A 25,455-nucleotide genomic window follows, 5' to 3' on the forward strand; every position below is an offset into this window, starting at 1 on the left:
GTCGACACCGGAACCGCTACTCGGTCCGCAACGCCACGATCGGGTCCACGCGTGTGGCCCGGCGAGCCGGGACGTAGCAGGCAAGCGCGGCAATGGCGAGCAGAAGTGTCGGGGCGAGCACGAGCGTCAGCGGATCGACCGGGCTGACCGCGTACAACATGCCGGCAATCAGACGCCCGAAGGCGACGACGAGCACGAGCCCCAGGACGATACCCGCAATGGCTGGTCTCAAGCCGCGGGCGAGGATCTCGCGGACGATGCCGTCGGACGTCGCACCGAGCGCCCGGCGGACACCGATGTCGCGCGTCTGGTGGCTCACGATGTACGACAGCACGCCGTAGAGACCGACGGCGGCCAACACGAGCGCCAGCGCCGCGAAGCTGCCGAACAGCGCACCGGCGAGACGACGTTGCCAGATTCGATTCTCGACTCGACGGTCATAGGTCTGCACGTCCAGGAACGACTGGTTGGGATCCGTCTCCCCGACAATCGCCGTCGCCGCCCGGGCGATGATCATCGGATCGCCCCTGGTGCGAATGACGTAGTACGGACCCCTGGTCCCGACCTGGGCCTGCGCGCGATAGAGCTCGAATCCCGGCTCGCCGTCGAGCTCGTGGTGGAGTACTGGGGCCGATACGCCGACCACCGTCCACCAGACATGCGGTCGCCCCGTGCTCTCGAGTTGCAGCCGTTGGCCGATTGGATCGCCACCGGGCCAGAGCCGGTCGGCGAGACGTTGGCTGACCACGGCCGTTGGAAGCGTGTCGAATCGGTCCCGATCGTCGAAGGCGCGTCCCCGGCGGATGGCGATGTCCATCACCTCGAAGTAGTCCGGTCCGACCGAGTGGTGGTTGACGTACGGATTTCTGACCTCATCGTCCGGACCTTGTCCGGTGACGCGTATGGCCACCGGCGCGCGCGGCGCGCCGCCCATCGGCAAGTTGTCGTCGAAGGTCACCGCCGTCACCCCGGGCAGCTCACGGAACCGCGACACGACACGATCGTGAAACGCACGCTCCTTCTCGAACGTGTCGTACGCCGCCCACCCCAACTCGACCCGAAACGTCAGCGTGTTCGCCGTGTCGAACCCGCGATCGACGCTAGTGAGGCGCCAGACGCTCTGCAGCATCAGGCTGGCGCCGGCGACGAGGACCACCGCGAGTGCGACCTCTCCCACGACGAGCAGCGTCCGCGGCAGACGGTGTTGGACGCCTTCTGACGATCCTCTTGTGCCCTCCTTAAGTGCGGCGTACGGCTGCTGCGAGGCGATACGGACCGCCGGCATGAGCCCGGTGACTAGTGCTGTCAGCACCGCGACGCTCATGAGAAAAGCCGCCACGTGCACGTCCACGTCGATCTGCATCCACGGAGGAAGCTGGACCGGGACCAGCCTCGTCAGCACCCGAACGCCGGCGAGCGCCAGTACCGCTCCCACGGCCGCGCCGCCAAGGGCGAGGACGATGCTGTCACCCTGGATTGCAGGGATGACGCGCCAGCGACCCGCTCCCAGGGCCGCGCGCTCGGCCATCTCACGGTGGCGCGCGATCGCGCGCGACAGCAGGAGGTTCGCCACGTTGGCGCACGCGACGGCCAGGACCAGCGCCACGGCGCCGAACAGCAGCAGCACGTACGGCCGGATCTGACCGGAGTACATTTCGCGAAGCGGGGTGACGCGAAAGCCGAGGCCGGCATTGGTGGCTGGGAATTCGCGCTCGAGCCGGTGCGCCAGGTCATCGATGGCGTCTCGCGCTCGCTCGAGGCCGACACCGGGCGCAAGGCGCGCAAGGACGTACCGCTCGCGGACGTCACGCCGCCGATACGACTGCGGGTCGGGCGCGATACCGGCGCTGCGGAAGAGATCGGAATGCGATGGAAAGTTGAACGCGGGCGGCATCACCCCGTGAATCGTGTAGCCGGGCGCGCCGTCGAGCGTCATCGATCGCCCGACGATATTCGGGTCCCGGTTGAACTTGCGCACCCACAGGCCGTGGCTGATGACGAGTCCGAAGCTGCGGGTGCGATCGAAGCTGGCGGGAAACGTCGATCCGACGAGCGGCTCGATCCCGAGCAGGCGAAAGAGATTATGGGTCGTGATCGTCGCTTGCAACTCTTCAGGTGTCCCGAAGCCGCTGGCGTTGTACATGCCCTGATCGGTGTACATCGCGGCGTCCTCGATCACCGGAAGCGCCAGCAGATCATCCAGCTCTGGCACTGCCAGCGCGCCGCCGTCCGCGTCGCCGCGGACGCTCGTCACGCGCACGAGCCGATCGGGCTCTCTGAACGGCGGATCCCGCAGCAGCAGACTGTTAATGGCGCTGAAAACGGCGGCGTTCGCGCCGATGCCGAGCGCCAGCGAGAGAATGGCAACGGCCGCGAACGCCGGGCGCTTGGCCAGGGACCGAATGCTGTCGCGGACGTCGCGACCGAACTGGAGCCCGGACAGCCAGGCCCAACCGTCACGCACCGCGTCCTTGTGCGCTTCGACGCTGCCAAACTTGGCGCGCGCCCGTCGGCGCGCTTCCCGCGGGTCGACTCCCGTCTCGCGCACCAATCGCTCCGTTTCCATGTCGAGATGGAAGCGGAACTCCTCGTCCATCCGCTGCTCGGCCTCTTCACGAAACAGCAGACGGCGGAGAAGGGAGCGGGCGGCGCCCACCCACCGCATCACGTGCTCCGCAACACCGCGCTAAGGCCTTCCGCGAAGCGCTGCCAACTGTCGATCTCCTCGCCGAGCGCTCGCCGGCCCGACGGCATCAGCCGGTAGTAGCGCGCCCGCCTGTTGTTGTCCGTCGTTCCCCAGTCGCTGCGAATCAGCCCCTGCTTCTCGAGGCGCTGGAGGGCCGGATACAGCGAGCCCTGGTTGACCTCCAGCACCCCCGAGGACATCTGCTGGATCCGTTGGCCAATGCCCCAACCGTGCATCGGCCCAAGCGAGAGTGTTTTCAGGATCACCAAGTCGAGGGAGCCTCGAAGGTCGTCCCTCTGGGGGCGAAGGGTCACGGTCACCTCCTTGCCGCGTCTCCCAGCGCCGCCGTACAGTTTCTTCTAGCCATCTAGAGGAACAATAGCCAGAGCTCCTCTAGCTGTCAACAGGACGCTAGGAACGCGCAGGAGACAATACGCGCGATGGAAATCGAACCCTACGACGACTCCAGGCTTGATGCGGTGGTTCGGCTATCGCTGCGAGCCTGGGAACCCGTCTTCGAGTCCATCGAGAAGGCGATGGGCGCCGACATCTTTCGCGAGCAGCATCCGGACTGGCGCGTGACCCAGCGGAGCGCGGTCGAATCCGTCTGCTCGCAGGAGGATTGCCACGTCTGGGTCGCCTTGGAGGGCTTCCAGACGGTGGGATTCGTCGCCCTGAAGCTTCACCCCGAGGAGCGCATGGGCGAGATCTACATGATCGCCGTGGATCCCGATTTCCAGCGGCGGGGAATCGCGGCGGCACTCACCAGGCACTCGCTTGCCTGGTTCAAGGAGGCCGGCATGACGACCGTGGTGGTGGATACCGGAGGAGACCCAGGGCATGCTCCGGCCCGCCGAACCTACGAGTCTGCGGGCTTCCGCCGGGTCCCGATCGCGAGGTACTTCAAGAAGTTGTGAGCACGGGCGCTGAGAGGGCTACCCCTGCCGCGAGGTTACCGCTATAGTGCTTCGCACAATACCGAAAGGGCATGGCATGATACCGAAGATGTTCGCCACAGTTCGGTTGCTCATCACCGTTTGCCTGCTCGTCGCAGCCGGTGTGGCGACAGTGGCGGCCCAGGCCCCGGACCTGCGTCTCGTGACGGCGGTGGCGGACCAGGATCGAGGCGCCGTGTTCGCCCTGCTCGACGAGGGAGTGGACGTCAACCTGGCGCGGGCGGACGGCGCGACGGCGCTGCTTTGGGCGGCGCACCTCGACGACTTGGAGGTCGCCGAGCGGCTGATCGCGGCCGGCGCCGACGTCAACGCAGCGGACGACCATGGCGTCACGCCGCTGGAGCGCGCGGCGGAGAACGCCAGCCTCCCGATGATCGAGGTGCTTCTGGCCGCCGGGGCGCACGCGAACGCAGCCCAGGAGAGCGGCCTGACGCCGCTCATGACGGCGGCGCGGACCGGCGATCCTGCGATCGTCCGCGCCCTGCTCGACGCCGGCGCGAACGTCGACGCCCTCGTGCACGCCACGCGCAGCACGGCGCTGATGTGGGCGGTGTCGGAACCGCACCCGTCCATCGTCCGCCTGCTGCTCGACGCCGGCGCCGATCCGTCGGCATCGACCGTCAAGGGGTTCACGCCGCTGATGTTCGCCGCCAGCAACGGCGACGTCGAGACGGCGCGCGGGCTGGTAGCGGCGGGCGCCGACATCAATGCTCCGAGCGCGGACGGGACGCACCTGTTGCCGTTCACCATCGTGGGTGGCCAGGCCGACTTCGCGATGTTCCTGATCGAGGAGGGGGCCGATCCGAACGGGACGATGAACGGTGTTCCGGCGCTTCACGCGGCGTCGGGCGGAGTCGGCACGTGGCTGCTCGACTGGTATCGCCGGCATGGCCGCGGCGGACTGTACCGCCGGCCGGGCGCCGCCCGTCTCAGCGGTCAGGCGAGGCTGCCGATCGTGCGCGCGCTGCTGGATCGGGGCGCCGACCCGAACGGCCGGATCGCGTCGTCCGCGATGATCATGAGCTACATCGGCTACCCGAAGAAGGGCGCGTTCGAGCCGTTCGCCTGCGGAACCGGCGATCTGCGCGGCGCCACACCGCTCTGGGTCGCCGCCTTCGACATGAACGGCGCCGGCGGTCAGGTGTTCAGCCGCGGCGCGAGCCGGACGTCCAGCGGCGTCGAGATCCTCGAGACCCTGCTCGCGGCGGGCGCGGATCAGCACCTGACGACGGACGACGGCACCACGCCGCTGATGGCGGCGGCCGGGCTGGGCCGCGCCACGTACACGCCGCGCGAGCCGCGTGGCGTCCGGTCGCCCAGCGCCGAGGCGGCGGTCGAGCTGCTGGTGGAGGCGGGCGGCGACATCAACGCCGTCAACGAGGCGGACTTCACCGCGCTGCACGGCGCCGCGTTCCGCGGCCTGAACGAGGTGATCGAGTATCTCGTCGCACAGGGCGCCGACATCGACGCGCGCGACTTCCGCGGCCGCACTGCCTACCGGATGGCGGAAGGCTCGAAGCAGTCGTTCCAGTTCCAGAGCTGGCCCGAAACCGCGGCCCTGCTCGCGGAGTTGGGTGCAAACACCCGGCTCGGCATTCCGGGCACGGTGCAGGAGCGCTTGCGCGACGTCCCGGCCTTCGTGGAAAACGACCAGCCCTGATCCGGCCGGCCAACGCGGGCCCGCACGTTCCCTATCGCCATGTCGCTATCCGACGGAAGGAAGCGCGAAGACATGGACGCCGCCCGACGTTCGGCTCTTCTGGTCCTGCTTGCATTCTGCACAGTGTGGTTGGCAGCGGGAAGCGCTGCCGCCCAGGACGCGACGCTCTCCGGGACCGTCACCGACACGACCGGGGCCGTACTGCCCGGCGTCACCGTGGAGGCGCGTGACGCGGCCGGCGGTCCGCCGCACATCGTGGTCACCGATGGTTCCGGCATGTTCACGATCTCCGTGCCGCCCGGCGCCTACGACGTGACGTTCACGCTGCCCGGTTTCCACGCGGCGACGCGCGGCGCCGTGGCGGTTAGCGCGGGGGCGACGGCGACCGTCGACATGGAGCTGGTGGTCGAACTCGAGGAGCGGGTGGTCGTGGTCGGCAGCCGCGCCCAGCCTCGGTCGGTCACCGAATCACCAGTCCCAATCGACGCCATCCCGTTCGAGGAGGTGGCGAGGCAGGGGGCAACCACTCTCGACTACCAGTTGAGAAACCTGGTTCCCTCGTTCAATGTCGCCACGCATCCGATCAGCGGCGCCGCTTCGCTGGTGCGGCCGGCCAGCCTGCGCAATCTCGCGCACGACCACACGCTGGTGCTCGTCAACGGCAAGCGCCGCCATCGCTCGGCAATTCTCGTCTGGTTCGGGGGCGTGACGGACGGGACGCAGGGGCCGGATATCTCCACCATCCCGGCGATCGCCCTGCGGCAGGTTGAAGTGCTGCGCGACGGTGCCTCGGCGCAGTACGGCTCGGACGCCATCGCCGGGGTGATGAACTTCCTGCTCAAGGACAGCCGCAGCGGAGGCAGTCTCGAGTTCGATACGGGAACCTACCGTGCGGGCGATGGCGACGCGTACCGCGTGGCCGGCAACGTCGGGCTGCCGCTCGGTGACACAGGCTTCGCCAACCTAAGCCTGGAGTACGGCAATGCCGGCCCAACAGACCGCAGCGTGCAGCGCGCCGATGCGGCGGCGCTCATCGCGGCCGGCAACACCGCCGTGGCCGACCCGGCGCAGCCGTGGGGCAACACGACCAGCGAGGATGACCTCAAGCTGTTCGGCAACTTCGGGCACCTGTATTCGAATGGCCTGCAGCTCTATGGTCACGCGAACTATGCCAACCGGACCTCCGACCAGGGGTTCTACTTCCGAAACCCCAACACGCGAGCCAATATTTTCAGTCTCGACAGCGGCAGAACGCTGCTGGTCGGGGACGTACTCGACGCGCGCGACGGCATCCGGGACGGTACGGCGGGCTGCCCTACGGTGGCGATTACCGCCCACCGGCCGGACCCGGCCGCGCTGGGGCGGGTTTTCGACGACCCGAACTGCTTCACCTTTCAGGAGATAGCCCCGGGCGGGTTCACGCCGTCGTACAGCGGAGTCATCACCGACCTGTCGGCGGTCGCCGGCGTGCGGCGCGTCGCAGAGAATGGCCTTACCTGGGACGCCAGCGCCAGCTACGGCGCGCACGAGGCCGACTTCTTCATCTTCAACACCGTCAATGCGTCGCTTGGCCCGGCGAGCCCGCGCGACTTCGATCCGGGCCTCTACCGGCAGGCGGAGGTCAACCTCAACGTCGACGTCTCCTACGCCGCGTCCGACGTAGTCCACTTGGCCGGAGGGGCCGAGTGGCGGGACGAGCGTTTCACGATCGGCGCCGGCGAACGGCCCTCGTGGGAAGTCGGACCCTACGCGGCGCAGGGCTTCGTCTCCGGTTCCAATGGCTTTCCGGGTTTCCCCGACTACACGGCCGGAACCTGGACCCGGGCGAATGTCGCCCTCTATGGGGACGTCGAGCTGCGCGGACGGGATGACCGCTGGACTCTCGGCGGGGCGTTGCGCGTCGAGCGCTTCGACGTCTTCGGCGCGACGACGAACGGCAAGCTGTCAGCCCGCTACCGGCTGGCCGACGCGGTGTCCGTGCGCGGCGGGGTCAGCACCGGGTTCCGCGCGCCGACGCCCGGCCAGCAGAACACGTTCAACGTGCAGTCGACCATCAATCCCGAGACGCTGGACCTCGTCGACAGCGCCACCGTGCCGTCCACCTACCGGGCCGCGCAGCTCCGGGGCGGCCAGCCGCTCGGCCCCGAGACGTCGGCCAACACGACGGCCGGAATGGTATTTGACACCGGACCCTTCACGCTGACAGCCGACTACTTCCAGGTGGACGTCACCGATCGCCTCGCGCTGTCGCAGAACTTCACCCTCGAAGCCGACGAGCGCGCGCTGCTCCTGTCCGAAGGCATTACGTCGGCCCGGACCCTGGCCTTCTTCCGGTTCTTCATCAACGACTTCTCGACGCGGACGCGGGGGATCGACGTCGTCTCGACTTATGCGCCGCCGGCCCTGGGCGGCGGCACCATTTTCAGCTTCGCCCTGAACCACACCGACACGGAGGTAACGGAGGAATCGGACCTGCTGGGCCCCGGCGACGTGCTTGCCATAGAGCGGGGCGTGCCGGAGACCCGCTGGAACGTCGCCGTCAACCAGCGCCTGGGCCGGGTCGGCCTGCTGGGTCGGGTGCACCGCTACGGGTCATGGGTCGACCATCTCGACGCGCGGTCGGTGCGAGGGGCCGAGGCGCCCGCGCTCGCCGGCCGGTTCATCGTCGACCTCGAAGCGACCATCCCCCTTGCCCCCGACGTGTCGCTCGCGGTGGGCGGCCAGAATGTGTTGAATACCTTCTCGGACCGTATGGACCTGTTCGCCACGCAGTTCGGCCTCCCTTACAGCCAGTTCACGCCGTGGGGCTTCAGCGGCGGGTACTACTACGCGCGCGTGAACTACGCCTGGCGCGGGCGGTAAGGCCGGCGCCGGGAAGTCGGAACACATCGTGTCAGGAGCTCAACGCCTGTGAGCGCGGGCGCCCTCAGACGGGCCTCGTCGCGCCTTGTCAGCCGGGCGCCTTGCCGTTCTCGGTGCTACGCGGAGTCTCTCCACAGGCTGCTAGGCCTGAGCCTCCTGGTCTGCGGATTGCTTCCCGTCCCGGCCAACGGTGAAGCGGCCCGCCAGGACGGGCTGCTGTCCGGCAGGGTCGCCGACGCGACCGGCCTCGCCCTGCCCGGGGTCACCGTGGAGGCGCGCGACGCCACCGGTGCGGCTTCGGTTCGGAGCGTGGTTTCCGACGCCACGGGCCGGTTCGCCTTCCCCGCGCTCGCGCCCGCGATGTATGACGTGACGTTCACCCTGCCCGGCTTTGTCACGGAGGTGCGGCGGGGCGTGGCGATCGGTGACTCGGGCACGACGACGCTCGACATCGTGATGACGGCGCAGTTCGAAGAGCGGGTGGTCGTTGTCGGCAGCCGCGCCCAGCCGCGATCCGTGACCGAATCGACGGTCCCCATCGACGCCATTCCGTACGAAGAGATAGCCAGCCAGGGCCATATAGACGTCGGCGATCAGTTGCGGACCCTCGTTCCGTCCTACAACGTCAACCCGCAGCCGGTCGGCGACGCGGCGCGGATCATGCGTCCCGCCAACCTGCGCGGGCTGGCCCCGGACCATACCTTGGTCCTGATCAATGGCAAGCGCCGGCACCGGGGCGCCGTCATTACCTGGATCGGCAACGGCGTCTCGGACGGGGCGCAGGGGCCGGACATTTCCGCCATCCCGCCGATCGCGTTGCGGCAGGTCGAGGTGCTGCGAGACGGCGCGGCCGCCCAGTACGGCTCGGACGCCATCGCCGGCGTGCTGAATTTCCTGCTCAAGGACGCCCGCGAGGGCGGCAGTCTGGAGCTGCACACCGGGGGTTATGCGGCGGGTGACGGCGGCACCTATACGGTCGCCGGCAACGCCGGATTGCCGCTCGGCCGGACCGGGTTCGCGAATCTCAGCCTGGAGTACGGCAATGCGAGGCCGACCAGCCGCAGCGTGCAGCGGGACGACGCGTTGGCGCTGGTTGCCGCCGGCAACGACGCGGTGCGGGATCCGGCGCAGATCTCGGGTTCGCCCCGCATCGACGACAACCTGAAGCTGTGGGGCAACTTCGGCTACCTGTTTGACGGCGGCGCCCAGTTCTACGGTCACGCCAACTACGCGGGCCGGCGGGTCGAAGGAGGCTTCTTCTTCCGGAATCCCAACACGCGCGCCGCCGTCTTCAGCGGCGATCAGGGGCGGAGTCTGTTGATTGGCGACGTGCTGGATGCGCGGGATGGCATTCCGGACGGATCCGCGGGCTGCCCCGTCGTCCCTGTCGTCGCGGCGCGGCCGGATCAGGCGGCCCTGACGCAGGTCCTGGCCGATCCGAACTGCTTCTCGTTCCAGGAACGCTTCCCGGGCGGCTTCACGCCGCAGTTCGGTGGCGACGTGCTGGACGCTTCGCTGGTCGCCGGCATGCGCGGACAGTTCGGCGGCGGCATCCTGTGGGACGCGAGCGCGAGCGCCGGCGTCAGCGAGGCGGACTTCTTCATCTACGACACCGTCAATGCCTCGCTCGGCCCGGCGACGCCGACGACATTCGATCCCGGCCTTTATCGCCAGGAGGAGATCGGCCTGAACGTCGACCTCAGCTATCCCGTCAGCGATCGCGTGCATCTCGCGGGCGGCGCCGAGTGGCGCGACGAGCGCTTCACGATCGGGCTCGGCGACGAGCCGTCGTGGCAGATCGGCCCCTATGCGCCGCAGGGCTTCAGCGCCGGGTCGAACGGATTCCCCGGCTTCAGCCCCATCGCCGCCGGCGCCTGGAGCCGCGCCAACACGGCGCTCTACGGCGAGGTGGAACTGCGGGGCGGGGACGACGCGTGGACGCTCGGCAGCGCGCTCCGGCTGGAGGACTTCGAAGACTTCGGCACGACGGCCAACGGAAAGGTGTCCGGGCGCTACCGGCTGGGCTCCGCCGCCGCCCTGCGGGCAAGCGTGAGCAGCGGCTTTCGGGCCCCGACTCCCGGCCAGCAGAACGCCTTCAACGTCTCCACAGAGTACGACCACGAGCTGATGGACCTCGTCAACAACGGCACCATCCCATCCACGTCCCGGGTCGCGGAGCTCCGGGGCGGGGAGCCGCTGCAGCCGGAGCGTTCGCTCAGCCAGGCGCTGGGCACGGTGGTCGATGCCGGACCGTTCAGCCTTACCGTCGACTACTTCCGGATACGGCTCGCCGACCGCCTGGCGCTGACGCAGTTGTTTGCGCTGGAGGCGGCGGAAGTGGGCGGGCTGCTCGCGGAAGGGGTGACGAGCGCGCGCAACCTGCAGAACTTCCGCTTCTTCACGAATCACTTCGAGACCCGCACGCAGGGACTCGACATCGTCGCCACCTACGCGCCGCCGCGGCTCGGCGGGCGGACGACGTTCGGCTTCCTCTTCAACCGCACCGCGACCACCGTCACTCGCTTCGATCCGTCGGTGCTGGACGCGTTGCGGGTGCGCGAGTTGCAGGAGGCGATTCCGGGCACGCGCTGGAACGCCTCGGTCCGGCAGCAGCTCGGCCGCTGGGGCCTGCTTGGCCGCGTCAGTTACTACGACGACTGGTTCGACTCGCGAGATCTCTATCTCTACCACGGCGACGCGGTCGTCGACCTCGAGGTCGCGTACGCGATCAACGACGCCGCCACGCTCACCGTCGGTGGCCGGAACGCGTTCGGCAACGACCCGGAGGAAAACCCCATCGCCGGCGAAAAGGGAAACCGCTTCAGCGTGCAGACGCCGTTCGGCGCGAACGGCGCGTTCTACTACGTCCGGATCAACTACGAATGGACGTCGGGCGGGTGAGCGGGGCTCAGTCGATCAACGCGGTGTCGGGAAACTGCGCGTACCAGCCGAACCAGAACGCGCGCTGGGCCGGGATGCGCATGCGCCGCACGCTCGCGTCGGCGTCGAGGACGAGCGCGTCTTCCGTGACCCGCCAAGCCCGGCCGATGTCGTCGGCCAGGCGTTCTTCGTCGAGGTGCCGGACGAAGCGGAAGTCGCCGGCGTCGTAGACCCGGTTCGCCCCCTGCTCGCTCGTCGCCACGACTAGGTTCAGGCCCGCGAAGTCGTGGTGGAAGACACGGTTGCGCGCGAGGAAACGGGCGGTGATGGCCAACGCGGCCGGGTCGCCGCCGCCAGCCGGGTCGGGCTGGCGCAGGACGAGCACCTCTTCCTTGTTGGCGAGGCGGTCGTCGGTGCGGGAGACCGCGAACATCAGGTCGTCGGTGCCGAAGTAGCTCCGGTAGGCGACTCCTTCCGCGTAGTTCCGCCGGTGGCCGGTGTCGAGCGACAGGACGGTCGTATCCGGATGCCGGCGCCGCCACTCGCCCCAGGTGGTGGTCACGACCGCGTGCGGCGTCAGGCGCAGGTCGCCGCCCGCTAGCTCGCCGACCACCGGGATTCCTTCGAACGTGTTCCAGAGGCTCCTGGTCTCGTGGTCGAACATCAGCTTGTTCGAGCGGTAGAGCAGTCCGCTCGTCCCGAACGTCAGATGCCGCCCGCCCGCCACGCTCTCGAAGGGGATGACCGTTCCGCACAACGTGCAGTAGACGATGGTCAGCTCGATTCCGCCAAGGCTGTCGAGGGCCATCTCGTGCCAGGCGAGGATGCGCTTGGGATACGCCCGCGCTTCGCCGTTGAGCGCGATGCCGAAGACGACGTGGTTGTCAGCCAGATAGGCGGCGTCCGGGGCGACCAGAGTTAGTGGGTATTCGAGCGGCGGGATCCCGTTGACCGCCACCCCGCCCCACTCGATCTCGTCGAGCCGGATGCGGGAAGTCACTCCGCGCGGGAAGAAGTCGGCGAAGCGCGGATCGATCTGGCTGTACCACTGTCCCTTGAAGAACGCGTGGTCCGGGTGGGGATCGTACGGCTGCGACCAGATCCATCGCTGCCACGCGGCGAGATCCCCGCCGAACGGCTGTCCGGTCAGCTCCTGCAGGAATCCGATGAGCGAGAAGAAATGGACGAAGCCCTGGCCGGGCGGCCGCAGCATCCAGGCGAGATCCCACATCATGCCGGCGTACGCATCGCGCCACTGCGCCTCGATCTGCCGGAGCGCGTCCCCGCTCTGCGGGCCCGGCACGCCGGCTTCGAGGAAGAGCCGGATGTCCGGATGCTCGTCCTGGGGCGTCGGCTGGGCGCTGGCGGCTGTTACCGGTGCTAGTGCGAGCCACGCGATGGCGAACCCGCCTGCCATCGAGAGCACGGCGCGCCAGCGCCGGTTCCTTGCTTCGAGGCGTACACTGAAGTGGATGCCCACGAACGCTCGGGGGGAATCGCCGCTGGACGACGAGCGCGAACGACGGGCTCGTGCGATCACGCTGTACCGTGACGGCCGTGTCTCGCTGGGTAAGGCTGCGCAACTCAGCGGAATGCCCCTGGCCGACTTCATCGATCACCTCGATAGCCTGGGCCTAGACATTGTCCGACCGGACGAAATGACCTCTCAAGAGGCGGACGACGTCTCCGGTTGGCTCTCTTCATGAGCACGCCGGACCGATAGTCGGCCTGTTCAAGATCGCCGGATCGCGCCAGCAAGGGCTGCAACTGTAACTGGCAGGCCAGCCTACTCGCTGGCGCCGAGGCGGCGAAGTAGTTCGACGGTGCTCTCGTGGGGTCCATCACCGCGGCCGCGGAGCGCACCGCGCTGGGCGAGCGCGAGCGGCGTGCGCCCTTCGGCGTTCTCCAGGTCGGCCCGGGCGCCCTGCGCGACGAGGTACTCGACGACGCCGTCATAGCCTGCCCCGGCGGCGGCGTGCAGGGCCGTGTTCCCGTCCGCGTTGGCGACGTTGACGTCGATTCCCTGCTCGGCCGCGAAGGTGACCGCCTCCAGCATCGTTCGCTCCACGACGTCGCGATCCGGTTCCCGCCGCGTGCTCCGGACCGGCGCGCTCTCGGCGATGCGATCCATCCGGTCTACCGAGATCAGCGGATTCCGCCCCCCCAGGCCCGCCGCCGCCATCACCGCGGTTGTGGAGCCCTCTTCCACCTGCACCCGCTCGTCCCGCACCGACAGCGACCCGGGCCAGTACTTCGGATGGTGGACGGCCAGCGGGTCGGCGCCGTGGTCGAGCAGCAGCCGCATGATGTCGGGCGCGTTGAAACGGGCCGCGAGCCAGAACGGCGTGGCGCCGGTCCACGACGGATGGAGATAGAAGTCGACCGAGTCGCGCCGCACCGGGGTGGAAGTCCGCACGGGGGCATTCGCGTCGGCGCCGTGGTCGAGCAGCGCGCGGACCAGCCCGGCGTCCTTGTGGAGGATCGCCGCATGGAGGGCGGTGTAGCCGGCGTCCGCCGCGTTCGGATCGGCGCCCTGTTCCAGCAGGTAGACGGCGACGTCACGGTGTCCGCTGTGGGCCGCGACGACCGTCGCGCTCGTGCCGTAGGGCGGTTGATCGTCCACGTCGGCGCCGGCCGCGACGAGCAGCTTCGCCGAGGCGAGGTCTCCCACGCGAGCCGCAAACAGCAGTGGCGTGTAGCCGCCCTGCGGCAGCTCCGCGACGTACTCCGGGTTCCATGGCTCCGGCGTGGTCTTGACGACCTCGGTCCAGACGTCGGTCCGGGCGTCGACCGCCGTCCCGTGCCCCAGCAGCGCCTCGACCACCATGGGATGCCGCTGCGCGACCGCCCACATCAGCGCCGTCTGGCCGCGGCCGGCGGTCATCGAGGTCTCGGCGCCGGCCTCCAGAAGTGCCCGCGCGACGTCCGCCGCGCCGACCCGGGCCGCCGTCATGAGCGGCGTCTCGCCGGAAAGGAGCGAAACGTTCGGGTCCGCCCCCGCGTCGAGCAGCCGCTGCGCCATCGGGGCGCTGCCGTTTTCGGCGGCGGCCCAGAGCGGTGTCACGCCGAGGTCGTTGGCGGCGTTCACATCCGCGCCGGAGCGCATCAGCAGAGTGGCGACCTCGAGTTCGTCCCAGTAGGCGGCCCAGTGCAGCGCCGTCGCCCCGTCACCCTGGCGGGCATTGACGTCGGCGCCGTCGTCGATCAGCGTGCGGACGATGCTCCAGTCAGCGCGCTGCGCGGCGTCGGGAAGCGGCTGGTCCGCCGCGAACCCGCCTGCCACGAGTCCCAGCGTCAGCCAACCGAGGAGCGCTCCGCCAAGGGCGAGCCGCCGTCGAGCGCCGAGGGGACGCGTCATGCGGGTCATCAGACCTCCGACAGCGTGTCGATCGGCAACTGCGTCGTGCTCTCGCCCAGCCGGTCGAGCGGCATGTCGAGCTTGTCCATCAGCGTCATCAGCAGATCGGCGTTCGACGTGTCGCTCGGGTAGCGCAGGTGCCGGCCGCCCTTGAGCTTGCCGGCGCCGCCGCCGAGAACGAGCAGCGGCAGGTTGACGCCCAGGTGCCGCGTGCTGTTCGAGATGCCGGCGCCATACAGGATCGTCATGTTGTCGAGCAGCGACCCGTCGGCGTCTTCCGCGGCGCGCAGCCGCGCCAGATAGTCGGTCGTCAGCTTCGCGTGGTACGCGTTGATCTTCGACATGACGGCGATCCGCTCCGGATCGTCCTCGTGGTGCGACAGGGGATGGTGCGCGTCAGGCACGCCGATCTGCGGATACGAGCGCGTGCTCTGCTCGCGTCCCATCATGAACGTGACGACGCGCGTCAGGTCGGCCTGGAGGGCCAGGAACTGCAGGTCGAACATCAGGCCGAGGTGCTCCTCGAAGACGCGCGGCGGGGCTGACGGCTGCTCGGTGAACGACGGCTCGACGTCGCGCTGCTGCTCGGCGAGCTGGATGCGCCGCTCGACGTCGCGCACCGCCTCCGTGTACTCGTCCAGCTTCGACCGGTCGCGCGGGCCGACGGCCACCTTCAGGTCGGTCAGCTTGTCGGTTACCGAGTCGAGGATGCTCTGCTTCTGGTGCCGCCGTGCGCGGCGGACGGCCGGGTCGGCCGAGCCGCTGTCGCCGAACAGCCGCTCGAAGACCGCGCGCGGATTGTTCTCCATCGGCAGCGGCATCGTCGGCGTGCGCCATGAGATGGTCTGCGTATAGGCGCAGCTCAGCCCGGCCGTGCACTGGCCGGCGTTGGCGAACTTGTCCATCGACACTTCGAGCGAGCCGAGCTGCGTCGTCTTGCCCAGCTCGCGCGCGAGGATCTGGTCCATCGACGTGCTGGCCAGCACGTCGGTCTCGTTCTGCCCGCCATGGGGCGTCCCGGTCAGGAACGACGCCGAGGCGCCGGCGTGGACGTAGGCCCACGATGCCCGCAGCCCGGAGATGACGAGCAACTGGTCGCGGAACGGCTCGAACGGCGCCAGAATCGGCGTCAGCTCGAAGTTGCGGCCTTCCTTCTCCGGCGTCCAGTACTGCATCGCCATGCCGTTCGGCACGTAGATCGCCTGGAAGCGGTGGATCGGCTTCGCCGCACTCTTCGCCAGCGCCGTGAACGCGGGCGACATCGCATCGAGGAACGGGAGGCTCAAGGTCACGCCGAGGCCGCGCAGCACGGTCCGGCGCGGCAGCGCTTTCCTGCTGATGGTCATGCTGTCGTTCTCCCCTGCACCGCCATTGTCTCACTCCGCCGCCGCGTTGCGCATCAGAAATGCCGGGCTCTTCACGATCCCGGCGATGAGCGCCGACCAGCGGTAGTCGTCGGCCGCGGCGTCGCGCACGATGGCGCGCACGGTCGGCTTGTCGATGTGCTCCAGGCCCCGCCCGAGAGCGTAGGAGAGGAGCTTTTCGGTCACCGTCCCGGCGAACTGCTCGGGACGCTCCAGCAGCAGCGCGCGCAGTCCGGCCATCCCTTCCACCGTCCGGCCGTTCGGCATGGTGGCGGTGGCGTCGATTGCGTTGCCGAACTCGTCCCGGGTCCGCCACGCGCCGAGGCCGCCGAACTGCTCGAGGGCGAAGCCGGGCGGATCGATGGACGCATGGCAGGTGGCGCAGGCGGGCGCCTGCCGGTGGCGCTCCAGCCGTTCGCGCACCGACGTGGTGTGGCTGCCTTCGCCCCGCTCCGGCAGGGCCGGCACGTCGGCGGGCGGTGATGGGGGCGGCGCGCCGAGAATGGTGTCGAGCAGCCACTTGCCGCGCAGAACCGGGGACGTGCGGGTCGGATACGAGGTCAGGGCGAGGAGGGAGCCCTGACCGAGGAGGCCGCCGCGCTGCTGGCGGTCCGGCAGCGTGACGCGCCGGAACCGCGATCCGTAGACGCCGGGAATACCGTAGTGGCGGGCGAGACGCTCGTTGACGAACGTGTAGTCGGCGTCGAGCAAGTCCACGACGCTACGGTCGTCGCGCAGCATGCTGGTGAGAAAGAGCGTGGTCTCCTGCCGGAACGCCTCGACCAGGTTGTCGTCGAAGTCGGGGTAGGGGACGGGATCGCCCTTGACGTCCTCCAGGTTGCGCAGGTGCAGCCACTGCATGGCGAAGTCGTCGATCAGCGAGTCCGCCCGCGGATCGGCGAGCATGCGCCGGACCTGCGCCTCCAGGACCGCTGGTTCGGTCAGCCGCCCCGCCTCCGCCGCGTCGAGCAGCGCGTCGTCGGGAACGGTCCCCCAGAGAAAGAAGGAGAGGCGAGAGGCGATCTCCACGTCGCTCAGGCGGTAGGGCGCGCCGGGCGCCGTGCCCTCCGGGTCCCGAGTGATGCGAAGCAGAAAGTCAGGGTCGACCAGCACGCGCTCCAGCGCGAGCTGGATGCCGGCGTCGAAGCTGCCGCCGCTCTCCCGGCCGCTCTCGTAGAAGCCGAGGAGCGTGTCGACATCTTCCGCCGTCACCGGCCGGCGGTAGGCGCGCCGCGCCAGCCGCGAGACGATCTCGGTGGCGCAGGCCCGCTCTGCCGCGGCGGCCGCCGTCTCCGGCCGGCAACTGAAGATGGCGCGCCGACTCGGCGTGTCGCCCGGTCCGGTCACGTCATACGGACCGCCGATCCCCACCGCGCTGACCGCCGCGTTGCCGTGGTAGACCTCGTCGTTGGAGAGCAACTCGCCGGCCTGCCGCGGCTTCAGGATCCCCTCCGGCTCCCAGACGTTGCGGACGAACGAGATGCCAACGACGCGCGGACCCGCCGCCACCGGCACGCGAACCTCCAGGTTCTCGTCGGCTGTCTGGAGGTAGGCCTCCCACTCCGGATCGCCGGGCTCCGCGATGGTGAACGTCACCGGCGCGGGCCGGCCGCGGGCTTCGCCGCCCACCGTGAATCGCTTGACCAGCTCGCCGTCGATGCGGACGTCGAGCTGATGCTCCGATCCCATGCCGAGGATGTAGTCCTGCCAGTTCGTGCGGAGCTCCAGTTTGATGAGGTACTCGCCGTCGACGGGGAAGTAGTGCGGGATGGCGACGCCGCCGCGCGAGCCGAGCGGGAGGCTCTCGTCCTGGCGTTCGTCCTGTAGGAGGAGCAGCGGCACGTCGAACGTCTCGAATCCCGGGCTGGCCGGCGGAAGGCCGGTCGCGAGACGCGTGATGGTGCGCGCGGCCGAGAGATACCGCTCTAGCTGCGCGGTCGAAATGGACAGCACGTCGGCGTTGTTGTCGAAGCCGGTGTCCGAGGTCTCGTCGCCCGGCAGCAGGGGCGTCACGTCGAGGTCGAGGGCGAGCAGGTCGCGAATCGCGTTGCGATACTCGGTCCGGTTCAGCCGGTGCACGGTGCTCGTCCGACCGGGGTCAGGGTTCGCGGCGGCGGCGCGGTCGATCGCGGCCTCGAGGCGGCTCGCCACGGCGTCATACGTCGCCGCGTCCGGGCGGGCGTTTCCGGGGGGCGGCATAGCGCCGGTTCGCAGCTTGCCGATCACCCGCTCCCAGACGTCCGCGTGGCGGCTGGGGTCGTCCGCATCGACGCTGGTCGCAGTCAGTGTGAGGCCGCCGGTCTGCAGCCGATCGTTGTGGCAGGTGACGCAGTAACGGTCGAAGACCGCGCGCGGCGAGGCGTCGGCCGCCGTCTGGGCTGCTGCGGTTCCCACGGCCGCGCCAGCCAGCACGACGGCGCAGACGGCAGCCGTCAATAGCCTCCCGCCTGTTTGTCCGGCCATCCGGCGCCGACACTCGTCCCGCCGCCGCACCATCGATGCTCCTTCGGTCAGCGGACCCTTGCGGCCCGTCGAGACGACCGCGTTGAAGGCCTGCATCGTACTCGGCACCGGTGGAACGGGCAATACCTGGGTATCGGTGCCTTGCGGGACTAGAATCACCATCCGACGTGCGGACTACACCGGAACCTGACGTCGCGGTAAGCGTGGACGGCCTCACGTTCACCTACGGAGCGGGCGAGGTCCTGCATGGGATCTCCTTCGAGCTCCGGCGCGGCGAAGTCGTCGGGCTGCTCGGGCGTAACGGAGCCGGGAAGAGCACGACCATCAAGATTCTCGCGGGCATCCTGCCGCCGGGCGACGGGACGGTAGCCGTCGCCGGTCATGCGATGCCGGACGAAGCGGTCGAGGCAAAGAAGCACATCGGCTACGTGCCTGAGGCCGCCGGTCTGTTCGAGAGCCTTACCGGCGAGGAGTTCCTTGAGCTGATGGGTCGTCTTCAGGACGTCCCCGAGGAACGGCTACAGCTGCGCATCGAGCGGTTCCTGGAACCGTTCGGGCTGACCGAGGATCGCGTGCGCCCCCTCGACGAATTTTCCAAGGGAATGCGCCAGAAGATCCTGCTGTGCGCGGCGCTCCTGCACGATCCGGACATCGTCCTGCTCGACGAGCCGCTCTCGGGCCTCGACGTCAACACCGGCATCATGGTGCGGGATCTGGTGGCGGCGCTGGCGGCGGAAGGCAAGACCATTCTCTACAGCTCCCACGTGCTCGACGTGGTGGAGCGTGTCTGCGACCGCGTCCTGATCATCGAAGAAGGCCGGCTGATCGCCGATGGCTCGATCGAGAAGTTAAAGGCGTCCGCCGAGCGGGGCAGCCTGGAGGACGTCTTTCGGCAACTGACGGATACGGAAGAGGCGAGCAGCGGCGTTTCCGCCGTCATCGAGGCGCTGCGCTCGTGACGACCCTGCCCACTGGACTGCGGCACCTGGTTCGCGGACCGGCGGTCACCCGTCTGCTCAAGCGCCGCGGCATCGATCCGCGACAGTACTGGGTCCTCGTCGACCTCTTCGAGACGCTGGGCGCGCGCCAGGAACTCATGGGCCTCGGAAGTTACGACTCCGTGCGCTTCCTCGCGATCATGTGGTTCATCCTGTCGGCCTTCATCAGCGTCGTGATGGCTGCGGTGGGTGAGGCCCCGCAGACCTACCTTCTGATCTTTCTGGCGTTGACGGTCTTTCAACTCAGCGTCGTCCTGGTTGCCGAGGTCGCCGAAACCCTGGTGAACCCGGTCGACGGACTCGTCCTGGCGCATCAGCCGGTAAACGGCGCCACCTGGTGGGCGGCGAAAGTGACTCACCTGGTCCGCGTCGTGGTCTGCGTCGTGATCGGGATGAACGGGGTGCCCGCGTTCGTCGGCGCGCTGCTTTCCCACAGCGGCACGTACGCCCGCCTGGCCTATCCCCTGACCCACTTCGTGACCGTGCTGGCGGCCGGGCTGGTCGCCGGACTGCTGTGCTGCAGTCTGTATGGATGGCTCGTGCGCTTCGTGCCGGTTCGGCGTCTGAAGGGGGCCGCGGCAGCGTTCCAGGCTGTCCCCATGCTCCTCATCTTCGGGTTTCGATACCTGGATGACCTGGCCGCGGAGCTGCGAGCCTGTGCAGCCTCGGTCGGGCTGCCTGCGGCGTGGCGCGCGACCGGGGAGGCGCTACCGGGCGGATTCTGGCCCTTGGTGATGATCGCGGTCGTGGCCGTGGCGACGTTCGCGGTCGTCTTCGGGCTCCGCGCGCTGTCTCGGGATCATCTGATCCGGGCGTCGAGCCTGATGCAATCAGGGGCCGGAACCCGGCGGCGCACGCGCCGGCGACTGCCGATCGCGCGTTGGGTGGGGAGGCTCACCGGCGGGCAGGCCGCCCGCGCCGGCTACGAGTATCTCCGCTGGTTGCTGGTCCGGGACTGGCAGTTCCGGCGCAGCATGGCGATGCAGGCGCCGGGTCTACTGGTGATGCTCACTGTCCTGCTCGTCGTCGGGCGCGACCGATCGCCATTTGGCCCGGAGTTCGCCTTCACGCACTTTCTGCCGCACCTGCTGGGCATGCTCGTGCTACTTGTTTGCCTGCTCCTGGCGTACGGGAACGACTACAAGGGCGCCTGGTCGCTTGCCATCGTACCGGACGACCGGTTCCGCCCGTTCGCTCGCGGGATCCACGCTGCCCTCTGGATCCTCGTGGTCCTGCTCCCGAACGCCTTCTTGCTGCTCGTGCTCGCCTGGTCCTGGGGCTTCGTCGATGCCGTCCTGTTCATCGCCTACTGCACGGCCGTCTCTTCGTTCTATCTGGGAGTGGGGCTGTGGCTGATAGGCGGGGTACCGTTCGGCAGGCCGATGGATCCGACCCGCAACACCCTCGCGATGGGGGCCATGTTGGTTCTCTTCATGGCCGTGGCTGCGGCTGTCGGGATCCAGTACGTGTTGTTCCGCTGGGTCGCCGCGGTGGCCGCGATGACAATTGCCGTAGCCGTCGGGGCCGGCTTCCTGACGTCCATCACGCTGGACGACTTTGCGAAACGGATGCGGGAGAGTCTGAAGCCCGCCACGCCGGGATCCATGTTCCGCTTGACGTAAGACGGACGCGGACCGGGCGGTCAGGAGCCTGTGCCGCAGAAGTAGCGCGGGCGAACTCTTCGCGGCCCGCCAGGGCGCGCTAGCTCTCCGGGAGCGCGAAGGCGACCAGCCGCGGCCCGCCGCCGATGGTGAGCGCGATGTACTGCCGGCCGTCGACCAGGTAGGTCATCGGCGTCCCGATGGCGCCGCTCGGGAGGTCCACCGACGCCAGCTCCTCCCCGGTCGCCTTGTCGTACGCCACCATGCGCGGTCCGCCGTCGGAGCCGCCCGCCGTCAGGCAGTAGATGAGCAGCGTCCTCGTCAGCAGCGGCCCGTTGCTGCCGTTGTCGCCGCCGAGCGGCGGCAGGTTGAGGTCGCGCAGCAGCGGGTGGTTGCGGTAGCGGTCGCCGTTACCGGTGGGCACCCACCAGACGTGGTCCCCGGTGTTGATGTCGATCGCCGTCATGCGCGAATAGGGCGGCTTCAGCAGCGGAAGCCCCTGCGGCATCTGCGGACTCTGCCGGATGGCGCCGCGGCGGGCGAGCCGTTCGGCCTCCGGCGCGCCGTGCGTGAAGCGCATCGTGGCGCCGAGCGCCGGGTCCGGCGCATACAGCGGGATCACCGTGGCCTGGTTGCGCGACGGCACGTAGAGCCATCCCGTCTCGGGATCGATCGCCGCGCCGGCCCAGCCAGCCGCGCCGCCGTCGGGAGGCCGCATCAGGGTACCCCGCGTTTCGCCTTCGATCGGGCGATCCAGCGGCGTGAACAGCGGTCCGAGCCGGAAGCCCTCGACCGCTTCCATCGCCATCTCGCGGATCCCCGGCGGCACGCCCACGAGGTCGTCGAGGGTCCCCCCCTGTTAGTCTAACGCCGCCGGTTCCGTCGGGAAGGGCTGCGTCGGCGACGGCACCTCGCCCGGCATGTTCGTTTCCTGCGGCACCGGCCGCTCCTCGATGGGCCAGATCGGATCGCCCGTCACCCGGTCGAAGACGTAGACGAAGCCCTGCTTGCTCACCTGGGTGATCGCCTTGATCGGCGTGCCGTCGACGACGACGTCCACGAGGTTCGGATGGGTCGGGAAGTCGTAGTCCCACAGCCCGTGGTGGACCGCCTGGAAGTGCCAGACGCGCTGGCCCGTCTCCACGTCCACCGCGATCAGCGTCTCCGAGAAGAGGTTGTCCCCGAGCCGGTCGGCGCCGTAGTAGTCGTTGGTCGTCGTCCCGGTGGGGAGATAGACGTGCCCCAGCTCGTTGTCGCCGGCCAGCATCGACCAGACATTGGCGTTGCCGGAGTAGCGCCACGATTCGTTCAGCCAGGTGTCGGCGCCGTACTCGTCGGGACTGTTGGGGATGGTGTGGAAGTCCCACGAATGCTCACCGGTCCGCACGTCCCACGCCCGCACCCAGCCCGGAATCGCTTCCTTCGTGATGCGCCGGTCGGCGATCTGCGAGCCGTGGATCACCTTGTCGCGGACGACGATGGGCGGCGAGTGGATGCCGTAGAGCAGCGCGTTCAGATAGTCGCGATCCTCGCGGCTGGCACGCGGCAGGCCGACCATCGCATCGACCATGCCGCTGCCGTCGGGCCCGAAGTCGGGGCACGGCCGCCCGGTCCCCGCCTTCACGCAGACGACATAGCCGTTGCCGGTGCCCCAGAAGATTCGCTCGTCCCCTTCCCCGTCAGTCCAGTAGGCGACGCCGCGCTGGCGCCACGTGCCGGTCATGGGGGTGGTGCCCTCTTCGTAGCTCTTCGGATTGAAGACCCACAGCGTCTCGCCGGTCGTCGCGTCTACCGCGACCCCCTGGGACAGCGGCGTGTTGAAGTAGAGAACGCCGTCCACCATCAGCGGCGTCGCCTGGAAGCCGGTGGGGCTCGGCAGGTGGCCGGTCCGGTAGAGGTCGGGCGTCTCCGCGACGAGTTCCTCGACGATGGCGTCAAGCGGCGCCGTCCACTCTCCGCCGCCCGGCGTCGTCTTGCTGACCTGAAGGTCCACCGACAGCCACTCCCAGGCCAGCTCGAGGTCGGCGAAGTTGCCGGCGTCGATCTGATCGAGTGGCGAGTACTTCCTGCCGCCGATGTCGCCGGCGTAGCTGCGCCACTCACCGTTGGAGGTGTCGTACGTCTGCCAGGGGCCGGAGTTGCCGCCCTGCTGGGCGTACGCGGCGGTGGCCGCCCAGTGCGGCGCGGCGAGCAGGAGCATCACGGCGAGTGAGAGCGATTTGCGCATAGGGAACCTCGATTCCGGCTCGGAACGACAACATTCAATCACGATCCCGTCGGGATCGGGGCAGTACTTCAGCGCCGCTCACAAGAGCCGAGATTCAACCCTCCGCTGGGTCCTTCTCGGCCGCAAGCCGTTGCGCCTCGCCTTCAATCTCGTGCATCAGCACTACCAGGTCCAGGACATCGTGGCTGGCGACGGAACCCAGAAACCGGTCCGTGTCGCGCTCGATGATCGGAATGACGCCCAGCGAGTGATCCGTCATACGCTCCAGCACGTCGTCAACCGGCTCATCGGGCCAGGCGCGCGGAACGTTACGGCGCAGCAGGTCCCTCAGGGGTGTATCCGCCTGCGAGCGTTCGTCCAGACGGTGGAGTCTTGCCAGCGACACGACGCCCACGGCAGCATCGTCCTCCACGACGAGGTAGTCCGATTGGTTCGGAACCGTCCATTCGTTCAGGAAGTCCCTCACGGACAGCTCGGGAGCGGGGTAGGCGCGCGTGCGGTCCATGATGGACCCCACCAGGACCCCTTTCATCGCGTGCCGGGCGAACGACGGCGGCACGGCCGACGGAGGCGTCGCGCGCTCCGGATCCTTGGCCCGGCGGGTGGCCAGACCGATCACGGAGGGCATCACCAGGATGTACCCGAACATGATGAACGCAAGGAGCGAGAAGACCTCGCGGGTGATCATGCCGGTCTCGAGCAGAACAAGCAGGAGAGCGATTTCGGCTACACCCTTGGCCATCAGCCCAACGGCGAGGACGACCGGGGTGTCGAGCCGCGCCAGGTAGGTGCCGATGAGGGCGCCGGCGAACTTGCCCCCGATCGGGACGGCCGCCACGGCGATGATCGTGGCGGCGGGCAGCGCGGTGAAGGACAAGTCCAGGTACAAACCGGCAGACGCGAACAGGAGGGGCACGAAGAGTCCGTCCGCAATGCTCCGGATGCCGGGCATGATGTCCCTGCGCATGCGGTGTGGCAGCCCGGAATGCGCGGCGCCGAACAGGAGCGCGCCGAGCGAGCCGTGGAGGCCGATCCGTTCAGCCCCCGCGACCACGACGAAGAGGCTGCCGATCAACAACCCGAACGAGAGCTCGGACACGTGCAGCCAACGTTGGAGAAAAGCGATGGCGACGGGAAGCACCTTCGTCGACAGGAACCACGTGACCACCGCGAAGCCGATGATCTGCCCGAGCAACTGCAATACGCCGCGAATGCTCGTCTCGTGGACGGCCTCGCCGATAGTTACCCCGACCAGGAGCAGGGCAAGCACTTCCGCGATGATGACGGTGGTGAAGATCCTGAGCCCTATCAGCTTCTTCAGAATCCCGAGGTCGGCCAGCACCTTGACCGCGAGACCCAGGCTGGACAGCGACAGGATCCCGGCAACCGCCAACGCCTCGTCGAACGCAAGCCCCAACGCGAACTCCAGGCCGAAGAGGTCGGACGTGACGACCAGAGACACGAGAACCGAGATCGCGACCGATACCGTCGCGGCAACGAAATAGGGACCGCGGATGGTGGCCTTGAAGCCCGGAAGGTCGAGCTCGTCGAGGCCGATGAGGAAGAAGAAGACGGATACGCCGACGCTGAGGAAGACCTGAAGGTCGTCCGTCGGTTCGACAATGCCGGTCGCAGGCCCGAGCAGCACGCCGGCCAGCGTGTACGCCACGATGGCGCTCAGGCCAATCCGCCCCAGGACGCCTTCGCTCAGCTTGGCAGCGACGACGAGGAGGCCAACACGGAGCAGTGCGTCGATGCTCATGAACGGGGAAGCACTTCCGCGCCGGTCAGGCCGAGGTGATGGTCCGTCGCCCAGACGGTCCGAATGCCGTGGCGCGCCATCAGCGCCAGGCTGGAGGCGTCGACCCAGGTCAGGCGTGCGCCGCGCAGTTGGTTCAGCATGCGCCACGTCTCGTCGCGGAGATCGGGGTCGGTGTCCAGGACAACCAGCCCGTCGAGGTTATCGATCAGGAGCCGAAATCGCCGGGCTGCCTCTTCGCCGTGCCGGTGAAGGAACCAGGCGTACGCCTCGGCGCAGACGAGTACCGAAGTGAACCAGCGCGGCTGCGGCCCTCCGAACAGGACCCGTGCCTGCTCGTGATGACGGTCCCGGGTCGTGCGGATCGCGACGAAGATCCCGGTGTCGAGAAACACCGGTCCACCGTTCACGGGTCGTCGTGCCCGTAGACGACTTCGTCAACGGTTGTGCTGTCGTTCGGATGGCCGTCCAGATCGCCCGCAAACGCCATCCACGGCTTGTTGCTCGGTTCCCGCGAGACCGTTTCCTGCAGGCTCCGGCGGCACAACTCGGCAAGCGAGATGCCCTGGCGCTTCGCGAGCTCCCTTGCTCGCTCGTACAGCTCCGCGTCGACCGATATCTGGGTCCGAATCATGTTATCA

At 68.7% G+C, this 25,455-nt stretch carries 17 protein-coding genes; 6 read left to right on the forward strand and 11 right to left on the reverse strand.

Annotation, left to right across the window (positions count from 1 at the left end; translation table 11 throughout):
* Positions 1–16: 16 nt before the first annotated feature.
* Together F4Y45_15210 and F4Y45_15215 are read right to left on the reverse strand one after the other, a co-directional pair.
* Entirely contained in the window at positions 17–2,665 is a 2,649-nt protein-coding gene (locus F4Y45_15210; GenBank protein ID MXY25852.1) for an ABC transporter permease, read from the reverse strand.
* Positions 2,665–3,000 carry a PadR family transcriptional regulator gene (locus F4Y45_15215; GenBank protein MXY25853.1) on the reverse strand — a complete coding sequence of 112 codons (336 nt, stop codon included), beginning with the start codon at positions 2,998–3,000 and terminating at the stop codon, positions 2,665–2,667. Before F4Y45_15215 ends, F4Y45_15210 begins: the two co-directional genes overlap by 1 nt.
* A gap of 126 nt (positions 3,001–3,126) precedes the next feature.
* Here F4Y45_15215 and F4Y45_15220 point away from each other — a divergent pair, with 126 nt between their 5' ends.
* The 4 genes from F4Y45_15220 (at position 3,127) to F4Y45_15235 (ending at position 11,065) form a co-directional block, all read left to right on the forward strand.
* Positions 3,127–3,603, forward strand: a complete 477-nt coding sequence (locus F4Y45_15220; protein ID MXY25854.1) for a GNAT family N-acetyltransferase — start codon at positions 3,127–3,129, stop codon at positions 3,601–3,603.
* A gap of 76 nt (positions 3,604–3,679) precedes the next feature.
* On the forward strand, positions 3,680–5,302 hold the full coding sequence (locus F4Y45_15225) for a hypothetical protein (protein MXY25855.1): 1,623 nt from the start codon (positions 3,680–3,682) through the stop codon (positions 5,300–5,302).
* Between the two features lie 39 nt (positions 5,303–5,341).
* Positions 5,342–8,164 carry a TonB-dependent receptor gene (locus F4Y45_15230; GenBank protein MXY25856.1) on the forward strand — a complete coding sequence of 941 codons (2,823 nt, stop codon included), beginning with the start codon at positions 5,342–5,344 and terminating at the stop codon, positions 8,162–8,164.
* A 48-nt stretch (positions 8,165–8,212) separates the two neighbouring features.
* The gene (locus F4Y45_15235) at positions 8,213–11,065 is read left to right on the forward strand and encodes a TonB-dependent receptor (protein ID MXY25857.1); all 2,853 of its coding nucleotides are present in this window, start codon (positions 8,213–8,215) and stop codon (positions 11,063–11,065) included.
* Between the two features lie 7 nt (positions 11,066–11,072).
* Here the strand turns inward: F4Y45_15235 and F4Y45_15240 are convergent, their stop codons facing one another.
* The 4 genes from F4Y45_15240 to F4Y45_15255 form a co-directional block, all read right to left on the reverse strand.
* Positions 11,073–12,656 (reverse strand): DUF3179 domain-containing protein, encoded by a 1,584-nt coding sequence (locus F4Y45_15240; protein MXY25858.1) that lies wholly within the window; start codon positions 12,654–12,656, stop codon positions 11,073–11,075.
* A gap of 174 nt (positions 12,657–12,830) precedes the next feature.
* Positions 12,831–14,411, reverse strand: coding sequence for a hypothetical protein (locus tag F4Y45_15245; GenBank protein MXY25859.1), 1,581 nt, complete (start codon positions 14,409–14,411; stop codon positions 12,831–12,833).
* Entirely contained in the window at positions 14,411–15,748 is a 1,338-nt protein-coding gene (locus F4Y45_15250) for a DUF1552 domain-containing protein (protein ID MXY25860.1), read from the reverse strand. Before F4Y45_15250 ends, F4Y45_15245 begins: the two co-directional genes overlap by 1 nt.
* 30 nt (positions 15,749–15,778) lie before the next feature.
* Positions 15,779–18,391, reverse strand: coding sequence for a DUF1592 domain-containing protein (locus F4Y45_15255; GenBank protein ID MXY25861.1), 2,613 nt, complete (start codon positions 18,389–18,391; stop codon positions 15,779–15,781).
* A gap of 41 nt (positions 18,392–18,432) precedes the next feature.
* Between F4Y45_15255 and F4Y45_15260 the strand changes: the two genes are divergently transcribed.
* Together F4Y45_15260 and F4Y45_15265 are read left to right on the forward strand one after the other, a co-directional pair.
* Positions 18,433–19,188 carry an ABC transporter ATP-binding protein gene (locus F4Y45_15260; protein ID MXY25862.1) on the forward strand — a complete coding sequence of 252 codons (756 nt, stop codon included), beginning with the start codon at positions 18,433–18,435 and terminating at the stop codon, positions 19,186–19,188.
* Complete coding sequence (locus F4Y45_15265; protein ID MXY25863.1) at positions 19,185–20,849, forward strand: hypothetical protein; 1,665 nt, start codon at positions 19,185–19,187, stop codon at positions 20,847–20,849. Before F4Y45_15260 ends, F4Y45_15265 begins: the two co-directional genes overlap by 4 nt.
* Positions 20,850–20,928: 79 nt before the next feature.
* Here the strand turns inward: F4Y45_15265 and F4Y45_15270 are convergent, their stop codons facing one another.
* From F4Y45_15270 to F4Y45_15290, 5 genes are all read right to left on the reverse strand, one after another.
* Entirely contained in the window at positions 20,929–21,636 is a 708-nt protein-coding gene (locus F4Y45_15270; protein ID MXY25864.1) for a hypothetical protein, read from the reverse strand.
* 51 nt (positions 21,637–21,687) lie between these two features.
* A complete protein-coding gene (locus F4Y45_15275) occupies positions 21,688–23,055 on the reverse strand; it encodes a PQQ-binding-like beta-propeller repeat protein (GenBank protein ID MXY25865.1) in 1,368 nt (455 codons plus the stop codon).
* A 94-nt stretch (positions 23,056–23,149) separates the two neighbouring features.
* The gene (locus F4Y45_15280) at positions 23,150–24,817 is read right to left on the reverse strand and encodes a CBS domain-containing protein (protein MXY25866.1); all 1,668 of its coding nucleotides are present in this window, start codon (positions 24,815–24,817) and stop codon (positions 23,150–23,152) included.
* Positions 24,814–25,224, reverse strand: coding sequence for a type II toxin-antitoxin system VapC family toxin (locus tag F4Y45_15285; protein MXY25867.1), 411 nt, complete (start codon positions 25,222–25,224; stop codon positions 24,814–24,816). Before F4Y45_15285 ends, F4Y45_15280 begins: the two co-directional genes overlap by 4 nt.
* The gene (locus F4Y45_15290; GenBank protein ID MXY25868.1) at positions 25,221–25,448 is read right to left on the reverse strand and encodes a ribbon-helix-helix protein, CopG family; all 228 of its coding nucleotides are present in this window, start codon (positions 25,446–25,448) and stop codon (positions 25,221–25,223) included. The genes F4Y45_15285 and F4Y45_15290 overlap by 4 nt, the downstream gene beginning before the upstream one ends.
* Positions 25,449–25,455 lie beyond the last annotated feature (7 nt).

This window comes from Acidobacteriota bacterium, from assembly GCA_009838525.1.
GTDB lineage: Bacteria > Acidobacteriota > Vicinamibacteria > Vicinamibacterales > UBA8438 > VXRJ01.

Coding starts and splice junctions, on each gene's coding strand:
- F4Y45_15210 (MXY25852.1), bottom strand. CDS start 2,665: ATGCGGTGGGTGGGCGCCGCCCGCTCCCTTCTCCGCCGTCTGCTGTTT.
- F4Y45_15220 (MXY25854.1), top strand. CDS start 3,127: ATGGAAATCGAACCCTACGACGACTCCAGGCTTGATGCGGTGGTTCGG.
- F4Y45_15225 (MXY25855.1), top strand. CDS start 3,680: ATGATACCGAAGATGTTCGCCACAGTTCGGTTGCTCATCACCGTTTGC.
- F4Y45_15230 (MXY25856.1), top strand. CDS start 5,342: ATGTCGCTATCCGACGGAAGGAAGCGCGAAGACATGGACGCCGCCCGA.
- F4Y45_15240 (MXY25858.1), bottom strand. CDS start 12,656: ATGAAGTCGGCCAGGGGCATTCCGCTGAGTTGCGCAGCCTTACCCAGC.
- F4Y45_15245 (MXY25859.1), bottom strand. CDS start 14,411: ATGACCCGCATGACGCGTCCCCTCGGCGCTCGACGGCGGCTCGCCCTT.
- F4Y45_15250 (MXY25860.1), bottom strand. CDS start 15,748: ATGACCATCAGCAGGAAAGCGCTGCCGCGCCGGACCGTGCTGCGCGGC.
- F4Y45_15255 (MXY25861.1), bottom strand. CDS start 18,391: ATGGTGATTCTAGTCCCGCAAGGCACCGATACCCAGGTATTGCCCGTT.
- F4Y45_15270 (MXY25864.1), bottom strand. CDS start 21,636: ATGGCGATGGAAGCGGTCGAGGGCTTCCGGCTCGGACCGCTGTTCACG.
- F4Y45_15275 (MXY25865.1), bottom strand. CDS start 23,055: ATGCGCAAATCGCTCTCACTCGCCGTGATGCTCCTGCTCGCCGCGCCG.
- F4Y45_15280 (MXY25866.1), bottom strand. CDS start 24,817: ATGAGCATCGACGCACTGCTCCGTGTTGGCCTCCTCGTCGTCGCTGCC.
- F4Y45_15290 (MXY25868.1), bottom strand. CDS start 25,448: ATGATTCGGACCCAGATATCGGTCGACGCGGAGCTGTACGAGCGAGCA.